A 17,201-nucleotide genomic window follows, 5' to 3' on the forward strand; every position below is an offset into this window, starting at 1 on the left:
CTCCCTGAATATCAAGGTCCGGGATTCTCGGAGCGCGGCATCCCTCGTCCGAGCAATTAGGCGTGGCGCGCCGGCGCCTTCCAGCATTCCGGCCGCGCCGACGATGTTCGCGGCGCTCGGCACGCTGGCGTTCATGTCCCGATCACGGAAGGCTTGATCAGTTTTATGCCTCGCGACGCGTTGTAGCCGTGGATCTCCTTGACATCGAGCTTGCGCATGAACCCGACGGTGTGGGCATCAATGATCTGTCCCGGCACCATGATGGGAAACCCCGGCGGGTACGGAATGACGAAATTGGCGGACACCAGCGCGGGCCCGGCTTCCAGGCGTTTATCCAGTTCCGCGCTCGCTAACGGGAGATACTCGCAGTCCTCTTCGTTGTAGGCGGCAAAGAATGCCGCGCGGACGTTGCCTTCCGGCGTGATGCTGCCCGGATCGTCGCGGTATCCATCGTGGAATTGGCTGAAATTCGGCAGGTCCGGCACATCCTCCATCAGACTCCGGACCCTTTCCGCGAAGGCGGTCCGCCCGGCTTCGCCCGATTCCCTCAACCGCCTTTCGATCTCTTCCGAAATCTCGAGCAGCACCTTGATAAGCGACGCGACGTCACTGCGGGTGTTGTTGATATTGCTCTGCAACAGCACGCTATTGCGCGAGGTCTTGTTGAGCTGGATGTTGTAGCGCGACGCCAGCAGATTCTTGAACGCGGTGCCGTCATACCCTGCCGTGCCACACACTAGGGTGAGGCGCGTGGGGTCCAGACAGAATTCATCGTCCTTGAGCGCCTTGGCGGCGGTCAGCCAGTTCGTGCCGGGAGCCAGAAAATCAACAAAGCCCGAAGCCCGAAACTCCTCGGGGATCATCTTGTCGGCTCCCAGGACACTGAAGTATTTGGAAATCAGCGGATGCTTGGAAACCTCGCGCCGAATGGCCAAAGCGACCTCAATGGCGCGCATGACGAGTTCGTAGCCTTCCAGCTCCATCTGCCGGCGAGCGACGTCCAGCGACGCAATGATCTGGGCATTGGGCGACGTGGACGCGTGAATGAAAACCGCCTCGCGGAATGCCGACACATGATGTTCGTAGTCTTCGTCGCGCACCGCCACGATCGACCCCTGCCGCAGACTGGACATGGACTTGTGCACGGAGTCCGTCTCGTAGACCCGTATCCGCATGGTCCGCGGGTTCGGCGTCAGCTCCCGGTCCAGCACGCGCGGATCCTTGGGATCCAGGTCTTCGCCCAGTTCGCTGCACTGCGCCTCCCAGGCTTCCTGCGCCTTGGGATCGTCCCGCCACTCGTGCAAGGCTGCTGCAGCGCCCATGGCGGTGCGCATGCGCAGGAACGGAGACCAGCGCGCAAACCCAAACCAGGCTTCATCCCATAGGAAGATCAGATCCGGTTTGATGGCCAGGCATTCGGCCATGACGCGGCGGGTATTGTAGATATGGCCGTCAAAGGTGCAGTTGGTCAGCGTCACCATGGCTGCCTTGTCCAGGCGCCCCGCCGCTTTCAGGTCCAACAGCGCCTGCTTGACGGTGCGTAGGGGCACGGCCCCGTACATCGAGTACTCCGTCATCGGGAACGCTTCCACGTATAGCGGCTGCGCGCCGGAGAGCACCATGCCGTAGTGGTGCGATTTGTGACAATTGCGGTCCACGATGACGATATCGCCTGGCTTGGTCACCGCCTGATAGACCATCTTGTTTGACGTCGAGGTGCCGTTCGTGACGAAGAATACGTGATCCGCGCCGACTGCCCGCGCGAACTTCTCCTGAGCGACCTTGATGTTGCCGGTCGGCTCCAGCATGCTGTCCAGGCCGCCTGTCGTGGCGGAAGTTTCTGCCAGGAACAGATTCAAGCCATAGAATTCGCCGAAATCGCGGATCCAGTTCGACTTGATGATCGACTTGCCACGTGCGATGGGCAGTGCATGGAAGGTGCTGATCGGCTTGGCGGCATATTGCTTTAGGTTGTCGAAGTGTGGTGTGGATTGCCGGTCTCTCACCCCTTCCAGAATATTCAGGTGCACCTCCATGGGCTCCTCGACCTCATAGAACACGCGGCGTATGGCCGACGCGCTGGGGTCTCCGGCAAGCTGCTCCACCTTCCGGTCGGTGAGCAGATAGATGTCCAGCTCGGGCCTTATGTTGGCAATCAGGCGGGCCAGCTTCACGCCAATCTCTCTCGGCGAATCCACCGTGGTGTCCAGATGCTGATAGACGGACAGGTAGTCGCGCAGCAGCGAAGCATCGTGCTTGGACGGCACGGGAATGCCGTCGTAGATGACCACTGCCTCGAGCTTGCCATTGAGAATGGTCGCCAGCAACGCATCCTCGACGCTACCCACCATGACGGGCTCGTAGATCAATGTGTCGTCGTGACGCCGAAGCTCGCGTATTTCGCGGCACATGGCGGCGACGCGCGCCGGCGGCGCCGGGCTGACGAAAAGCGCCTCAAAGTAGGGCCGCCGCGCAAGGCTTCCGGCCATCCCGGGTGGCGTGCGGTCCGGCCCCTCCCCAGCCGACTCCTCGGCCGCCTCCCTCTCCCCTTCGTCGTAGCGGTAGCTACCCGACAGCAGTGCGTTGCTCATGCGCAGCACCAGCCGCGCGGCGCCCATCGCATCGCCATCGGCGATTCGGTCGTCCAGCGTGCGCAGCAATTGCACGCCGGGGTATGCAAAGTAGCTCTCCATCGGCCGCAGATCGCTCAACGCGTCCTGCACGGCGCCGGACCCGCCCGCCCCCTTGCCGCTGCGTACTTCGGCGGCCCACGTCTGCGCCTTGGCGTTCAGGTCGCGCCATCGGTCCAGCCGAGCAGCGGAGATGGAGAACAAATGGTCGAGTTGTTGCCCTTCGTGTATCTCGGTCGACATGGCAGTCCCCAATTGGTTTGCGAAAGCCCACTGGCCACGCTGGCGGGGCTCGCAGTGCCTCTACGAAAGAATCATGATCACCACCATTCCCCAGATCGTCAGCAAGGTATTGCCCACGGCGTAGGTCACCGTGTACCCGAGTCCCGGCACCTGGCTCTTGGCCGCTTCGCACACCATGCCCAACGCGGCCGTAGTGGTGCGCGAGCCTGCGCAAATTCCAAGAATCAACGCCGGGTCGAAGCGGAAGACGAACTTGGCAATGAACATGCCCAGCACGAGCGGCACAGTCGTCGCGAAGATGCCCCACAGGAACAGGCTGATGCCGAGCTTCTGCAAGCCCGCGACGAAGCCCGGCCCTGCGGAAATACCGACTACCGCAATAAACACGTTCAAACCCACGGAGTTCATGAACCACAGCGTGGGTTCGGGAATCCGGCCAAAGGTGGGATGGATGGCGCGGAACCAGCCAAACACGATGCCGGCGATCAACGCGCCACCCGCTGTCGAAATCGTGAGCGGGATACCGCTGACGTTGATCACGATCGCGCCGATCAGCGCGCCGATGGTGATCGCCAACGACACGAAGGCGACGTCCGTCACAGTCGTGGGCCGGTCGACGTAGCCCAGATTCTTGGCCGCGGCATTGATGTCCTGGGTCCGCCCGACCACGGTGATCACGTCGCCGCGGAACAGTTCCGTCTTCGGCAGGATGGGGATCACCGTCTCGGTCGGCCCGCGCCGGATCTTCTTCAGAAACACGCCGCGCGCGCCGGGCCAGTGCGCCAGTTCCTCCAGCCGCTTGCCGTCCACGCTCTTGTTCGAGACGTAGATATCGACACCCTCGGTCTTGATGTCCAGCAGTTCGGCGTCCTCGACCTCCCGGCCGCTCGGGCCTAACCGGGCGATCATCTGGTCGCGCTTGCCGCCTACCGCGACGATGTCGCCGGCTTCGATGACGGTCGCCTGGTCCACCTCGATGATCTTGCCGCCCCGCCGTATCCGCTCGACAAAGGCCCGGAAGCCGGCCTGCGTGCCCGCTTCAACCTCACCGACCGTCTTGCCGATGAAGGGGCTGTTCTCAGCGATGGCGTAGGCGCGCACTTCGAACTCGTACCAATGGGTAGCATCCGCCGCGCCTTGCCCCGCGCCCAGCTTCTGCTCATAGGCCTTGCATGCCGCCACCAGGTCGATGCCAAGCAATTTCGGGCCGATCTGCGCCAGGATGATCGCCGATCCCACGGTGCCGAAGATGTACGTGACCGCGTACGCGATCGGCATGGCGTCCAGCAACGCCTGCGTTTCCTCCGGCGTGCGGCCCAGCCGGTTGATCGCATCGGTCGCCAGGCCCATGGAGGCGGAAATGGTCTGCGAGCCCGCAAACAGCCCGGCCGCGGAACCCAGGTCGTAGCCCGCGAGCATCGCCGCGACGACTGCAGCCCCTAACGAGAGCAAGGCCATGATCACGGCGAAGATCGCCTGCGGCAGCCCATCCTTCGCGATGCCACGCACGAACTGTGGACCCACGCCGTAGCCCACGGCAAACAGGAACATCAGGAAGAAGACCGACTTCACGTTGGGGGATATCTTGACCCCGAGAATGCCGATGACGATCGCGACCAGCAGGGTCGAGGTCACCGCCCCAAGGCTGAAGCCCTTGAAGCTCTTACCGCCTATCCAGTAACCGATACCAAGCGCCAGAAAGATGGCGATTTCAGGATAGGCCTTCAGCGTAGCAACAAACCAGTCCATGACTCTCTCCTTGCCGATCCAAAGATGGAAAGCTCCGTGTCATGCAGTGCGGCGGGTGCTAGTCCGAATAGACGTGGGCGAGCAGCGTGTTTCGCGGCCGCAGCGCGAAGCGCGAAACTGATTCGAACGGGGAAAGGCTGGCTGGATGAGACGTATCGCGAACATTCATTGCGGCCTCCGATGCATAAGACAACGGTCAATGAAGACTCTTGCGCGGCTCGAGAGAGCGGCAAGCGCCGAAATGCGATTTGTCACATGGGACTTGTTCTGGTCAGGCGCCAGCTGTAGCGCACCATGCTTGATGCGAAATCCACCCGTTGCGGGCGGTGGTCTTAATGGTCCCAAAAATGCTGCTTCTGCGGATGAATATACTGCGCCGAAAAGAAAACAGCACCATCGTTTTTACAGTGACGTATGGCGCCATGGCGGGTTGCCAGTCGCCTTGCGGCTGGCGGTCGCGCGATAGTAGGGCTGCCGCGCGGCAGCCCCGGTTTCAATGCCGGATCTCCGCCAGAAACTTCTGCGCGCGGGCCGTCTGCGGCCGGTTGAAGAAGGCATCCGGCGTTCCGGTTTCCACAATCCGCCCGGCGTCCATGAACCACACGCGATCCGCGACTTCCCGGGCAAAACCCATCTCGTGTGTGACGCACACCATGGTCATGCCGTCCTTAGCCAGCCCCTTCATGACCTGGAGCACTTCGCCGACCATTTCCGGGTCCAGCGCGCTGGTCGGCTCGTCGAACAGCATAACGGGCGGACTCATTGCCAGGGCTCGGGCAATGGCCACGCGCTGCTGCTGACCGCCCGACAATTGCGCGGGAAAGGCATCCGCCTTGTGGGCAAGCCCCACCCGTTCCAACAGTTGCATGGCGCGCTCGCGCGCTTCGGGGCGGCGGGCGCGCTTGAGCTGCAGCGGCGCCAGCATCAGGTTTTCCATCACGGACAGATGCGGAAAGAGATTGAACTGCTGGAACACAAAGCCGATATGGCTGCGCAGCGCGTCCAGGTGAACGTCCTTGCCGTAGATGTCCTTGCCGTCGACTTCAATGACGCCCTTCTGGATGGGTTCCAGCCGGTTGACGGTGCGGATGAGCGTGGACTTGCCCGAGCCGGAAGGCCCGCACACCACGACCACCTCACCCCGGTCGACCTGCGCCGTCACATCGGCCAGCGCCTGATACTCGCCATACCACTTCTGCACTTCGGAAAATCGGATCATGTGGGCACCACTTTCTGGGCAGGCGCAAGTCCGGCGCGCCGTCGGCCTATGCGGCGTTCGGTCAGGTGCACCAGGGAACTCAGGCCAAAATTCAGGACGAAATAAGTCAGCGCAAGCAGCCCGAAGACTTCGAACGGCTTGGTCAGCAATACGCTGTTGATCTGGTTGGCTGCGTACGTCAGCTCCTGGACACTGATCACATAGGCCAGCGAGGTTTCCTTCACCGTGGACACGAACTGGCTCAGCATGCTGGGCAGCATGTTGTAGAGCGCCTGCGGCAGGATGACGCGCCGCATGGTCTGCATGTACGACAGGCCCAACGCGCGGCTGGCTTCCTGCTGCCCGGGCGGCAACGCCTGGATGCCGGCGCGGATGATCTCGGCCAGATAGGCGCTTTCGTAGCAGACCAGCGCCACCACCATCGTGGTCGTGCCCGCGACGGGACGGCCGATGATGATGGGCACGAAGAAGTATGCCCAGAAGATGAACATCAGCAGCGGCAGGCCGCGCACCAGGTAGACCACGGCCGACGAGGGCCAATAGAAGATGCGGTACGGGCTGATGCGGCCCAGCGCCAGCAGCACGCCGCAGGGCAGCGCCAGGGCGAGGCTGACGGCAGCCAGACCCAGGGTCGCGGCCAGGCCGCCGATCGGACCGTGCGGATATTGGCCGATCAGGAGCAGCAGCCAATTGTCTTTGAGAATGTCCCACATGGTCAGCGCACTCCCAACGGACGATAGCGTCGTTGCAGCATCGCGCCGCCGCCCATGATCAGGAAGGACAGCACGAGATAGATCACCGTCACCACCGCATAGGCCTCGAACGTGCGGAACGTGTTGTTCTCGATCTCTCGCCCGGCCGCCGTCAGCTCGGTGACGCCGATGGCCATCGCCAGGCTGGTGTTCTTGAGCAGCAGCAAGGTCTGGTTCAGCAACGGCGGGATTGCAATGCGGAAGGCCTGCGGAAGCACCACCTTGCGCATTGTCTTCAGGAAGCTCAAGCCTAGCGCGCGGGCCGCCTCGACCTGCCCGGGCGGAATGCCGCGCACCGCGCTGCGCAGGTCTTCGCAGACGTAGGCAGACATCACCAGCCCGATCGCAATGCAGGAAAGGATGAATTCGCTGCCATGACTGTTGAGCCAGTCGGTGACAGGGGCCGGCAGCAGCGCGGGCACGCCGAAGTACCAGAACATGATGTGCACCAACATGGGCACATTGCGGTGGAACGCGACATACGTCGCGATCAATCCATTGGCGACAGGCGAGCCCGTCAGGCGGATCACCGCCAGCAGGCTGCCCACGAAGAACGCCAGAATCCAGGAAAGCCCGGCCAGCGCCAGGGTGGTGATCAACCCCCTGAGCAGCCAGTCCGGATACTCGCCCTGGAAAATGGCGCTGAAGTCGAAGATGTAATGCATCGAACCAGGCTCCAGCGCGCGCAGCGCATCAACCCTTGATTTCTTCGATGCGGAAGTCGCGCTTGATGTTGAACTGGGTGCCGGCGCCAAACCACTTGTCAAAGGTCTTGGTGGCCTGTCCGGACGCTTCCATGCCGTCCAGCACCTTGTTCACCTGATTCAGCATCGCAGTGTCGCCCTTGCGCACGCCGACGCCCCACGGTTCGATGAACAGCGCAGGCTCCAGGATCTTGACCGGCACGGCGCTCGAGGCGGCCTGGTGCTGCAGCTTGACCAGCATCAGTTCCGAACCGACGAAGCCGCTGACCTTGCCCTGCTGCAACGCCAGGAACGCGCCGCTGGGATCCTTGAACGTGACCGGATCGACGTTCGGGATGTTCTTGCGCGCGCCCTGCTCCGACGACGAACCGCGCACGGCGCTGACGCGCTTGCCGGCAAGGTCGGCGGGCGCCTTCAGATCCTTGTCCGATTCGCGCGACAGTATTTTTTGCGGGCTGACGAAATGCTGGTGCGAATAATCGATCTGCTTGGCGCGCTCGGGCGTCCAGCCCAGGTTGGCGGCCACCACGTCGACGCGGCCGGCGATCAGTTCGGGGATGCGCGCCTCGACGGCGATCAGCTTGAGCTCGAGCGGCACGCCCAGGCTGTCGGCCAGCGCCTGGCACACGTCGACTTCATAGCCGACGATGCCGCGGGTCTTCGGGTCCTGGAAGCTGAACGGCTCGGCCGTGCCCATGGTGCCGCAGATGAACTTGCCGCGCGCCTTGATGTCCTGCAGCGTGTCGGCATTGGCCGCGGGGGCCAGCGTTGCGGCCAGGCCAACGATGGCGACGAAAGAGGAGATGAACGTCTTCATGGAATTCCCTTGGTATGTAGGTATGGGTGCTGCAAAAAACGGCTTCAGGCCAGGCGCGCGCATGCTTCGCGAATGCGGCGGCAGCCCTCTTCGATGTTTTCCATTGAGGTCGCGAAGCTCAGCCGCAGATACGGCGACAGGCCATAGGCCGCGCCGTCCAGACAAGCCACGCCCGCCTCGTCCAGCAGATACATCACGACGTCGAGGTCGCTGCCCAGCTTTTGGCCGGCCGGCGTGGTTCTGCCCAGCAGCCCTTCGACCGACGGATACACGTAGAACGCGCCTTCCGGGACCGGGCAACGAATGCCGGGCACCTCGTTCAGCAACGACACGATGCGGTCGCGCCGGGCGTGGAACAGCGCATTGGCGTCCCGCACGCACTGCTGATCGGCAGTCAGTGCGACGCGCGCGGCCGACTGGCTGATCGCGCTTACGCAACTGGTGCTTTGCGAGATCAGCGTGGCCATGGCCTTGATCAGCGCCTTGGGACCGCCGGCGTAACCCAGGCGCCAGCCCGTCATCGCGTAGGCCTTCGACACGCCATTGATGGTCAGCGTGCGCGCAGCCAGTTCGGGCGCCACCGCAGCGGGGGACTGATGCCGCGCTTCGCCATAAGCCAGATGCTCGTAGATCTCGTCAGTCAGCAACCAGACGTGCGGATAGCGTGCCAGCACGGCTGCCAACGCACGCAACTCGTCCGCGCCGTACATCGCGCCAGTGGGATTGCTGGGCGTGTTCAGCAGGACCCACTTCGTGCGCGGCGTGATGGCGCGTTCCAAGGCGTCCGGGGTCAGTTTGAAGCCGTCCGACTCGGGGCAGACCACCACGACCGGCGTGCCGTCATTGACCAGCACCATGTCGGGGTACGAGACCCAGTACGGCGCCGGGATGATGACCTCGTCGCCTGCCTGCACGGTGGCGGCCAGCGCGGTGAAGATCAGCTGCTTGGCGCCCACGCCGACGATGAGTTCGTCCGTGCCATATTCCAACCCGTTCTCATGCTGGAATTTGGCGCGCACCGCTTCGAGCAGCGGCTTGGCGCCGACGGACGACGTATAGCGGATGTCGCCGCTGTTGAGCGTGTCGATGCCTGCCTGGACGATATGCCCCGGCGTGGGCAGGTCGGGTTCGCCGACCGTGAAGTCGACGATGTCGCGGCCCTGGGCGCGCAGTTGGTCGACCCGGCTCTTGGCCATCATGCTGGGCGACGGTTTGATGGCGCGGGTGCGTTCGGCCAGGAAATCTGCGGTGACGGCGTTCATGCGAGCCCCTTCGCGGCAAACGCGGCCTGCATCCAGCTCTGGCTTTTCTCGCCCGTGGCGATTTCCGCCATGATGCGCGCTTCCTTGTCGGCATGCGCACGGGCCGCGGCGATCAGGGCCTCGGCTTCCGACGCCGCGAAGCTGACCAGTCCGTCTTCGTCGCCCACAAGAATGTCGCCCGGGTTGATGACCTGCCCGCCGATCGACACCGGCACGTTGACCTCGCCGGGGCCGTCCTTGTAGGGGCCGCGGTGGATATGGCCGCGCGCATAGCAGGGGAAGCTGTCGGCTTCGAAGGCCGCAACGTCGCGGATGGCGCCGTCCACGACAACGCCCGCGCAGCCATGGATCTGAAGATAGCGCTTCATGATTTCGCCAAGCACGGCATTGGACAGATCGCCGCCGGCATCCACCACCAGCACGTGACCCTGCTGGATCTGCATCATGGCCTTGTAGATCAGCAGGTTGTCGCCGGGCCGGGTCTTGACCGTCAGCGCGGTGCCGACCAATTTGCCGCTTCCGTTGTAGCGGCGCAGTCCGGTGATGCCCTCGCGGCGCGCGAGGTTGTCGCTGAGGTGCGGGGTGACGATGCCTGCCAGCGCTTGCAGTACGGAGGCGGGCGCAACGGGAGAGGCGGGCAAGATGCGCGCGCCGGTGGAGATGGAAGCCATGTCGGTCTGCTTGTCCTGAGTCGAAGGACGCTCCGTTTCTCGCGCTGTCGCTGGCAAAACGGGGCGGCCGGTAATGAATCAGACCGAATGGTGCGAGCTTTTGCGATTCCGAAAAAGGGATTAAATTTCAGCGAACTTCATCACTTTTCAGAATATAGGGGTTACCCCCTATCGGAACTTTCGGAATGAACCTCAAGATCTGCCGGGCACGCGCATGCTGACTTTCAAACAGATCGAAGCGCTTTATTGGACGGTCCGGCTGGGGACATTTTCTGCGTCGGCGCAGAAGCTGCACACGACGCAATCGGCCATCACCAAGCGCATCCAGGAACTGGAAGCCGACTTCGACATCGCCCTTTTTGACCGGTCGGGCCACCGGGCCGAGCTGACGGCCCGGGGGCATGAGATCTATGCCCTGGCCGAACAGATGCTGGGCCACCGCGACCGTCTGCTGGCGCGCTTGAAGGGGCAGCACACGCTGACGGGCACCTTCCGGTTCGGCATCACGGAGATCACCGCGATGACCTGGCTGCCCGCCCTGATCCGGCTGCTGCGCGCGCACTATCCGCGCATCACGCTGGAACCGCATATCGATCTGGGCGCCGACCTGCTCAAGCGTCTGCAGGCCGGGCAACTGGACATGGCATTTCTACACGGCGAGTTCGCCGAACCGAATCTGCAGGTCGTCGCGCTGCAGCGCCTTGAATTTGCCTGGATGGGCAGCCCCGACCTGATCGACGCCAGCCACATCTACACCCCGGCCGACATTGCCAAGTTGCCGCTGCTGCGGCAGAGCCGCGAGTCCGGGCTGAACATGATCTACGACGGCTGGCTGCGCCCGCACACGGCGGCGAGCAACATCTTCACCATCAACAGCCTCATCGCGATGGCCGGATTGACCGCCGCCGGGTTTGGCGTGAGCTGCCTGCCACGCGATTATTTCGCGGACATGGTGAGCACGCGGCAACTCGTCATCGCCCGAACCAGCGTCGCGCCGCCGCAGTCGGTGTACAGCGCAATGTTCCGCAGGGACGCGGACGTGGCGTTTTGCGAGAGCGTGGCGGAATTGGCGGAGAGTTGCTGCGAATTTTCAACGGGGTGGCGTTTGCGTTGACGCGCGAAACGAAGTTCAGAACATATTTCGCGGTCGCCCCGTCATCGCACAGGCAGCATCGTCCTGCATCAAACAATCGATCACCGCCCGCACTGCGGGAAGCCGCCCGTGTTTGTGCGGCGTCAGGATGGTCGTGGAGACGCGGCCGGCAGTCCATCCTGGCAGCACCTGCACTAGCCGTCCCCGACGGCCTGCGCGGAAAACACTTTAGGCAGACAGACAATGTCAAGCCCCATTTCCGCCGCCGGGAATAACGACACGGATTCGTCGGCATAAAACACCGGTTTCGGCGCGGCCTGCGCGATGTTGGACGGCGCGGACACCAGTGTGATCGGCTCGTCACGCATGCGCCGCCGCACGAGATCGGAGTCAGTAAGCGCTGCGTAGTGCCTTCGGACCGCGACGTCGAAGCCCTCCCGAACCAGATCGACAAAGCGGTCGGTGACGTGCAACTGGATGCGCAGCTCCGGGAACTGCCGCGCCAGCGTGGGCAAGCGATCGGCAAGCTGGAACTGCGCGATCAGCACCGACGCCCGCCATGTCGGTGCTTCGCATCCCAACGTCACACCGGCGTTGGGAATATTCCTCAGCGCGACGACGGGAATAACTCGCTGGATTAAATATTAAAGATATTGTCCTGCGCGTCCGTTATTAGCAAAAAAAGACCTTCAAGAAGCCGCCGCTAGCCGGACGCAGCCGGGAGAATCTGACGACAGAACGAATTAATAACTCAGGACAGGATTTGTCCCGAGTGGAGACTAGTCTCCCTTGGCAGCTGTGATTCACGCACCCGATTCGCATCTCAAGGAGGCTGACATGTACTCTCAGACCGCTTCGCCTACGAAACGTCGTAATTTCACAAACGTGTGGTATTGTTTCAATACTATTCAAATAGTAATGCTGACTCCCCTAGTAGTTTGATGACGAATCGCCATGGACTTTGAGATTCCCTCTTGCCTGACTGATCAGCCCGCCCTCTCAGAAGCGTATCTGGCATATCAATCAAGTAGACAAACGTTGAACGAATCGGGCCTGAAAGTGGCAGCGTGCGGTGTCTACAACGCAGGAAAAAGTTCATTATTGAATACGTTGGTGGACCGTTTCGACGCCGAAACGGAGGCTTTCAGGACCGGGGACGTGCGAGTTACCACGGAAGTTTCCGAGCTGAAATTCAATCAGCTGACGTTCGTCGACATGCCCGGCGTCGACGGTTCCTCGGAAGATGATGAAACCGCCTGGCAAGGCATTCTTCGCAGCGATTACTTCCTGTATGTCCACCGCCTTCGCGCCGTCGAGTTTGAGCAATCCGAGCTTGATTTCCTTAAGCGTCTGAAAGATGAGGTGGATGACATCGATTCACGGCTGGTACTCGTTATCAGCCAGATCGACGACGTCAGCAGCGACGAAGATGTGATTCGCAACACCGCCACCATCCGCGACACGTTTATCAAGGCGGCCGGTTTCGAGCCTGAACAGACTTTTTCCGTGTCGGTAACTCGATACGTAAAAGGGATGCGTGAAGGCAAGCAGGGGCTGACCACTCGCAGCGGGATCCCGCCGCTAAAGCAATGGATTGACGTAATCAGCAGTCCTCCCGCGCAGGTCCAGTGGGAGCGTCTCCGCACCGATCGCCTAAATAGTCAGAGAGAAGCCTTGGCGGCGCAAATTCTTGCGCTCGCCGAGCAAGTGGACAGCGACATCCATGACGCAATGGAGAAGCGCCAATCGCGCCTGCGTTCGTTGGAAGAGGATATGCGAGGTCTGCTTCAAACAATCAAGGGCGCGTTGGCGCGCATTGATTCCCTAGCCTGACAAGGCACCTGCTCAGCGCCTTCCTCTCCTCAGGATCTTCCCAAAAGGAAAGTTTTATGTTGCCCTTGCTTTTTGCCGGAGGTCTCGTGGCAGGCCTCGGAAAACTGATTTACGACGCAGTAACTTCCGATAGCGATTCTTCGCCTAGCTCTCCTTCGGTTGACGAGCAGGCAAAGTCGGCCCAGTCGCAACGAAAAAAAGAACTGCGAACTGAAGCCAGTAGACGACTGCTGGCCGATACCGAGACGGCGGTAACGTTCCTGCTTGAGAAGCACGCAGTTCTCCTGACGGGTCGCGCAAAAACACCTGCAGCGCAAGTAACAGACGAACCCGCACGCACACTAAATCCTGCAGCGAGCTGGCCTATGCCCACGGGAGTGTCGGGCTCCACCACAGGTTCCTCGACTGACGAGGACGTCCTCTCCATGCGCAACTTGCGTGACTTGAGCGGAGCCCGGCCGAGCAAAAAGGGATTCGACGCGCTGAAACCCTTAACCGATGAGTTGACTTACACGCAGGAATACCTGCAAGAGCGTAAGACCATCGCGAAAATGCGCAAACAGCGCGACGCACTTAGAACCCTTGCCGAGGCGCTATGAAAAACAACCCCATGACGCGCAGACCCGACCTTGCTGCCGACGACGAAAAGCGCGCAATGACCCGCGATGAATTTCTGCAGGTGTTTCGAAACCTCGCGGGCCGGTTTGAGGAGAATCAACAGAAAGCCTCTCAGACCGAACACTCCTTCTTTTCCGGTTTGAACACCTGCCGCGACCTCGCAGGCATCAACCCGTTTGAGTCCAGCAGACTTGACGACGACCACCCATTGCGTCAGCACCTCCATGGCGCAGTTGATCGGATCAAGGACGTGTTTGTAGCGTGGGATGAGACCATCGACAAACTCGAGACACACGCGACCTTCAAAAAGCAGATTGAAGATTCGCTGTTGGTTTTCGTATATGGCAAGGTCAAGGCCGGCAAGTCTTCGCTCGGCAACTACATTGCCCGGGGATGCACCAAACCTGTACCGATGGCGGCCGGTGAGGCTGGCGCGCCCGTGTTTTTTGTGCAGGAAGGCCGCGAACTCACGGAAAAGGTGAGCGCCGAATCCATTCGTCGAGCGGGTGCCTTTAAGGTTGGAGAAGGTGAGACGACCAGCGCAATTCAGGGCTTTCAGTTACCCGGACTAACCTGGGTTGATTCTCCTGGTCTGCATTCCAAGCATGCGGAAAATGGCGAATTAGCGCAGAAGTATGTGGACGCTGCTGACCTGATCCTCTACCTCACAAATTCCATGGCGCCTTGTAAGCGCAGCGATCTGGAAGAGCTGAAGACGTTGGGGAGCAAAGAGCACAATCTGGCGGTCTTGATCACTGGTAGCGACCAGTGGATTGAGGATGAAGACGAGAATGGCGACCCGCTCAAAGAGCTGGCAATGAAGACGCAGACCGTTCGCGAACAACAGATCCATTATGTCCGCGACTCATTGCGAAAGCAGCACTGCGATGTCCAAAGCAAGTCAACCGGAGTCATGGACAAGACCTTGCAGCGCGCAAAAGTGCATTCGGTTTCGGTCGTCTACGCCGAAGAGCACCCTGATAGCGTCGGCATGCAGTCCAGCGGCATGGGAGCCATGTTGTACGACGTAGCGATGCTTGCCCAGAGCGCAGGCGTACGCGACAAGCTGGTCCGCCCGCTCAAAAATCTACGTCATTTCTTGAATGTTATGCGGACTGCGCATTTGCCAAAGATTCAGTCCGCCCTCAACGGACTGACTGCGTCCATCGCCACGACGAAGAGCAAGGCTGAAACCGATGCGCGTCAACGAATCCAAGGGATTGCACTGCGCATCGCTCCGGCCATCGATGCTTTGATCGAACAGCACGCAAGCGCCAAAGACAGCCGGGCATTCAAGACCGCGCTGGCGCAGGCGTATTCACGCTGGTTGGGCGAGGCCCGGGATTCCATAGCGGATGCATATGCAAATTCCCTCGGCGAACGTCTGACGCGCGCGATGGATTCCGCTATTGACCTACTTCCCGACTTCGAGGACGTCAAAAAATCAATCCCGCGTCGCTCGACCGTGAACGCAAAGCGAGGCGCCGCATTGGGCGGCGCGCTGTCCGCACTGGCAGCGCTGGCCGTACCGGGTGGCGTACTGCTAGCTGCTGGAGCGGCGGTCTTATCCTCCGCCCTGGGCGGGTTCGCAGGCAAAAAGATTGGCGCCACGTTGGATGACACCGAGATTGCCGAAATGGTCATTGGCAACAACGCGAATGAGGTGGGTGCAAAAGCTCGCGCGGTGTTAAGCGAAAAATTCAGACGCGAAAGCGAAACCACGCTCACCAACTTGCAGTTGAGTTGCTATTCCGAGTTGGAAGCGTGGCTTTCCGGCCTGAACCGGGAGGTGAATCAGGTGACCGCAAGAACCGAAGCGTTGTTGTCCGAATTGGACGCGCAACTAACCAACGCCTGATATTCAATCGGGCGACACCGTGACGTCGGCTGCCCTTAGTTATTCCAAGACATTACCATTATGAAGACCGAAAACCCGCTAGTTCGCTTGCTCGATGACTTCTCTGAGATCCGTCCCGTCCTGGACTCCGTTTTTGAGGGGGACGCCAACGCGTTGGCGCGAGTAGCGCAGACCGCAGAAAAGTTGTCCAAAGACGCAAGGGAGGGACAACTCCAAACGCTGGTGTTCGGTCATTACAACGCGGGCAAATCAACGTTCATCAATGCGTTGATGGGCGAGGAAGTTGCGCCCACGGGAGACGTACCGTTAACCGCACGCATCAATCCTTACGACTGGCATGGCCATCTACTCTTTGACTCACCAGGCATCGATGCACCGATCGATCATGAAATGATCACGGACGATTTCCTGCAACATCGGTGCAACGCCATCATCTTCGTGATTTCGACAGGTGGAGCGGTCGAGGAAGCGTCAACGTGGGAACGCCTGTGTTCATTCGTCAAGGACAAGAAGGCGGTACTTATCGTCATCAACGACAAGTCGGGCCTGGATCTCAACGGAACCGAATTCGTGCGGATCCGGACGACGGTCTATCAGAATATGCAGTTGGCGGCAGCTAAGTTGGGCATGGAAGACCCAGCCGAGCATATCAATGTAATTCACGTCAAGGCACAGACCGCACTCAAGGCACGACTGGAGAACAAGCCGACGCTGTTGGCGCGAACAGGTATCCAGGACGCTGAGGATGTATTGCGGAGATTCTTCAGTACGGCCACGGAGAAGATGCTGCGCTCGGACAGCGAGCGGGCGCGCAAACTGGTCAACGAAGCCATCGAGCGACTGGCGAAGCAATCCGGTGACAGCGGCAGTATCGCGCTGACCGAATGCCGCAACAGGGTCGAGCAGGAGCGTACGCGCCTCGAACTCGCGCTTGTTGATGCAGTGCGAAGACTCGTCGCGCGTGAAGTGCAAGAGACCCAAAACGCTTTGGCCCGTTTCGAAATGAACGATGCCGAACAGGTGAAGCAACGCCTCATTGAACACTTGGAGCACTCGCAGGCGCGGATCCGGCAAGGGATTGAAAGGCAACTGCAAATCGAGTTTGAGAGCACCGATATCGTGGTCCACGACGCGGCCAAGTTGCTGTCCCAGTTGGTCACCAAGGGCAGCATGGGGTTCGACGATGTGGAGATGCGTGCTTCCGGATTTTCATATGACGGCGAATCCAGCAAATCCGGTGAAGCATCGAGTTCGGCTTGGTTCGATGCTTTCAAGTCGATTAATACCGAAAAATGGACAGAGGCGGGCATCAAGGAACTGCTGAAACAAGGCAAGGGCTGGTTCCCCAGCCTGTTTAAGGGAATTGGCCCCAAGACCATGGGGAAATGGGCGAGCACGGCCGGTCGGGCGGTCGGCCCCCTCCTGGCGATCGGCCAGGGAGCCTGGGAGCTGTATCAAGCCAGCCAGGAGGAAGCAGAGCACCGCGAGCGGCACCGCAAGTTTGTCGAACAGGTGATGGCAAGTGTTCGCCAGTCCTTCAGCGACGCGGTCACCGAATACGAAGTGAAGATCAACGAAATCTCTAAAGGCGCCCTGACTCCCATCCTGGAAGCGTTGGACCAACGAGCGATTGAACTGCAATCGCGGAACGAAGCCCAGCAAGCGATGCAGGAACGTTTGGCAACTTGGACGCGAAAGCTCAACTATTGATCGATAGCGCCATTCGCCCCGATCCCCCTATAGCAAGGCGCG

At 60.8% G+C, this 17,201-nt stretch carries 14 protein-coding genes; 5 read left to right on the forward strand and 9 right to left on the reverse strand.

The genetic code is table 11. The features are described 5' to 3' along the window. Positions 1-131: 131 nt before the first annotated feature. The 8 genes from RT697_RS05695 to RT697_RS05730 all read right to left on the reverse strand — a co-directional run bounded on the left by RT697_RS05695 (position 132) and on the right by RT697_RS05730 (position 10,047). Positions 132-2,873 carry a decarboxylase gene (locus tag RT697_RS05695; RefSeq protein ID WP_313697375.1) on the reverse strand — a complete coding sequence of 914 codons (2,742 nt, stop codon included), beginning with the start codon at positions 2,871-2,873 and terminating at the stop codon, positions 132-134. A gap of 60 nt (positions 2,874-2,933) precedes the next feature. After that, the gene (gene aspT / locus RT697_RS05700) at positions 2,934-4,622 is read right to left on the reverse strand and encodes an aspartate-alanine antiporter (RefSeq protein ID WP_313697376.1); all 1,689 of its coding nucleotides are present in this window, start codon (positions 4,620-4,622) and stop codon (positions 2,934-2,936) included. A 493-nt stretch (positions 4,623-5,115) separates the two neighbouring features. Continuing rightward, a complete protein-coding gene (locus RT697_RS05705) occupies positions 5,116-5,841 on the reverse strand; it encodes an amino acid ABC transporter ATP-binding protein (RefSeq protein WP_313697377.1) in 726 nt (241 codons plus the stop codon). After that, positions 5,838-6,554, reverse strand: a complete 717-nt coding sequence (locus RT697_RS05710) for an amino acid ABC transporter permease (protein WP_313697378.1) — start codon at positions 6,552-6,554, stop codon at positions 5,838-5,840. Before RT697_RS05710 ends, RT697_RS05705 begins: the two co-directional genes overlap by 4 nt. 2 nt (positions 6,555-6,556) lie before the next feature. Then, complete coding sequence (locus tag RT697_RS05715) at positions 6,557-7,258, reverse strand: amino acid ABC transporter permease (protein WP_313697379.1); 702 nt, start codon at positions 7,256-7,258, stop codon at positions 6,557-6,559. A gap of 28 nt (positions 7,259-7,286) precedes the next feature. After that, a complete protein-coding gene (locus RT697_RS05720) occupies positions 7,287-8,114 on the reverse strand; it encodes an ABC transporter substrate-binding protein (protein WP_312430110.1) in 828 nt (275 codons plus the stop codon). 44 nt (positions 8,115-8,158) lie between these two features. After that, positions 8,159-9,376, reverse strand: a complete 1,218-nt coding sequence (locus tag RT697_RS05725) for an aminotransferase class I/II-fold pyridoxal phosphate-dependent enzyme (RefSeq protein WP_313697380.1) — start codon at positions 9,374-9,376, stop codon at positions 8,159-8,161. Continuing rightward, the gene (locus tag RT697_RS05730) at positions 9,373-10,047 is read right to left on the reverse strand and encodes an RraA family protein (RefSeq protein ID WP_313697381.1); all 675 of its coding nucleotides are present in this window, start codon (positions 10,045-10,047) and stop codon (positions 9,373-9,375) included. Before RT697_RS05730 ends, RT697_RS05725 begins: the two co-directional genes overlap by 4 nt. A 214-nt stretch (positions 10,048-10,261) precedes the next feature. Between RT697_RS05730 and RT697_RS05735 the strand changes: the two genes are divergently transcribed. Then, positions 10,262-11,161, forward strand: coding sequence for a LysR family transcriptional regulator (locus RT697_RS05735; RefSeq protein ID WP_313697382.1), 900 nt, complete (start codon positions 10,262-10,264; stop codon positions 11,159-11,161). 173 nt (positions 11,162-11,334) lie between these two features. Here RT697_RS05735 and RT697_RS05740 read toward each other — a convergent pair whose 3' ends face one another. Further along, positions 11,335-11,688 carry a LysR substrate-binding domain-containing protein gene (locus RT697_RS05740; RefSeq protein ID WP_313697383.1) on the reverse strand — a complete coding sequence of 118 codons (354 nt, stop codon included), beginning with the start codon at positions 11,686-11,688 and terminating at the stop codon, positions 11,335-11,337. 406 nt (positions 11,689-12,094) lie between these two features. Between RT697_RS05740 and RT697_RS05745 the strand changes: the two genes are divergently transcribed. From RT697_RS05745 to RT697_RS05760, 4 genes are read left to right on the forward strand one after another with little or no spacing between them, the layout of a single operon-like run. Further along, a complete protein-coding gene (locus RT697_RS05745; RefSeq protein WP_313697384.1) occupies positions 12,095-12,973 on the forward strand; it encodes a GTPase in 879 nt (292 codons plus the stop codon). Positions 12,974-13,029: 56 nt separating this feature from the next. Continuing rightward, positions 13,030-13,572 (forward strand): hypothetical protein, encoded by a 543-nt coding sequence (locus RT697_RS05750; protein WP_313697385.1) that lies wholly within the window; start codon positions 13,030-13,032, stop codon positions 13,570-13,572. Further along, positions 13,569-15,449: a dynamin family protein gene (locus RT697_RS05755; RefSeq protein WP_313697386.1), complete on the forward strand. Its 1,881-nt coding sequence runs from the start codon at positions 13,569-13,571 to the stop codon at positions 15,447-15,449. Before RT697_RS05750 ends, RT697_RS05755 begins: the two co-directional genes overlap by 4 nt. A gap of 60 nt (positions 15,450-15,509) precedes the next feature. Continuing rightward, positions 15,510-17,159 carry a dynamin family protein gene (locus RT697_RS05760; RefSeq protein ID WP_313697387.1) on the forward strand — a complete coding sequence of 550 codons (1,650 nt, stop codon included), beginning with the start codon at positions 15,510-15,512 and terminating at the stop codon, positions 17,157-17,159. Positions 17,160-17,201 lie beyond the last annotated feature (42 nt).

The sequence above is a fragment of the Achromobacter sp. genome, from assembly GCF_032113835.1.
Taxonomy (GTDB): domain Bacteria; phylum Pseudomonadota; class Gammaproteobacteria; order Burkholderiales; family Burkholderiaceae_B; genus Achromobacter.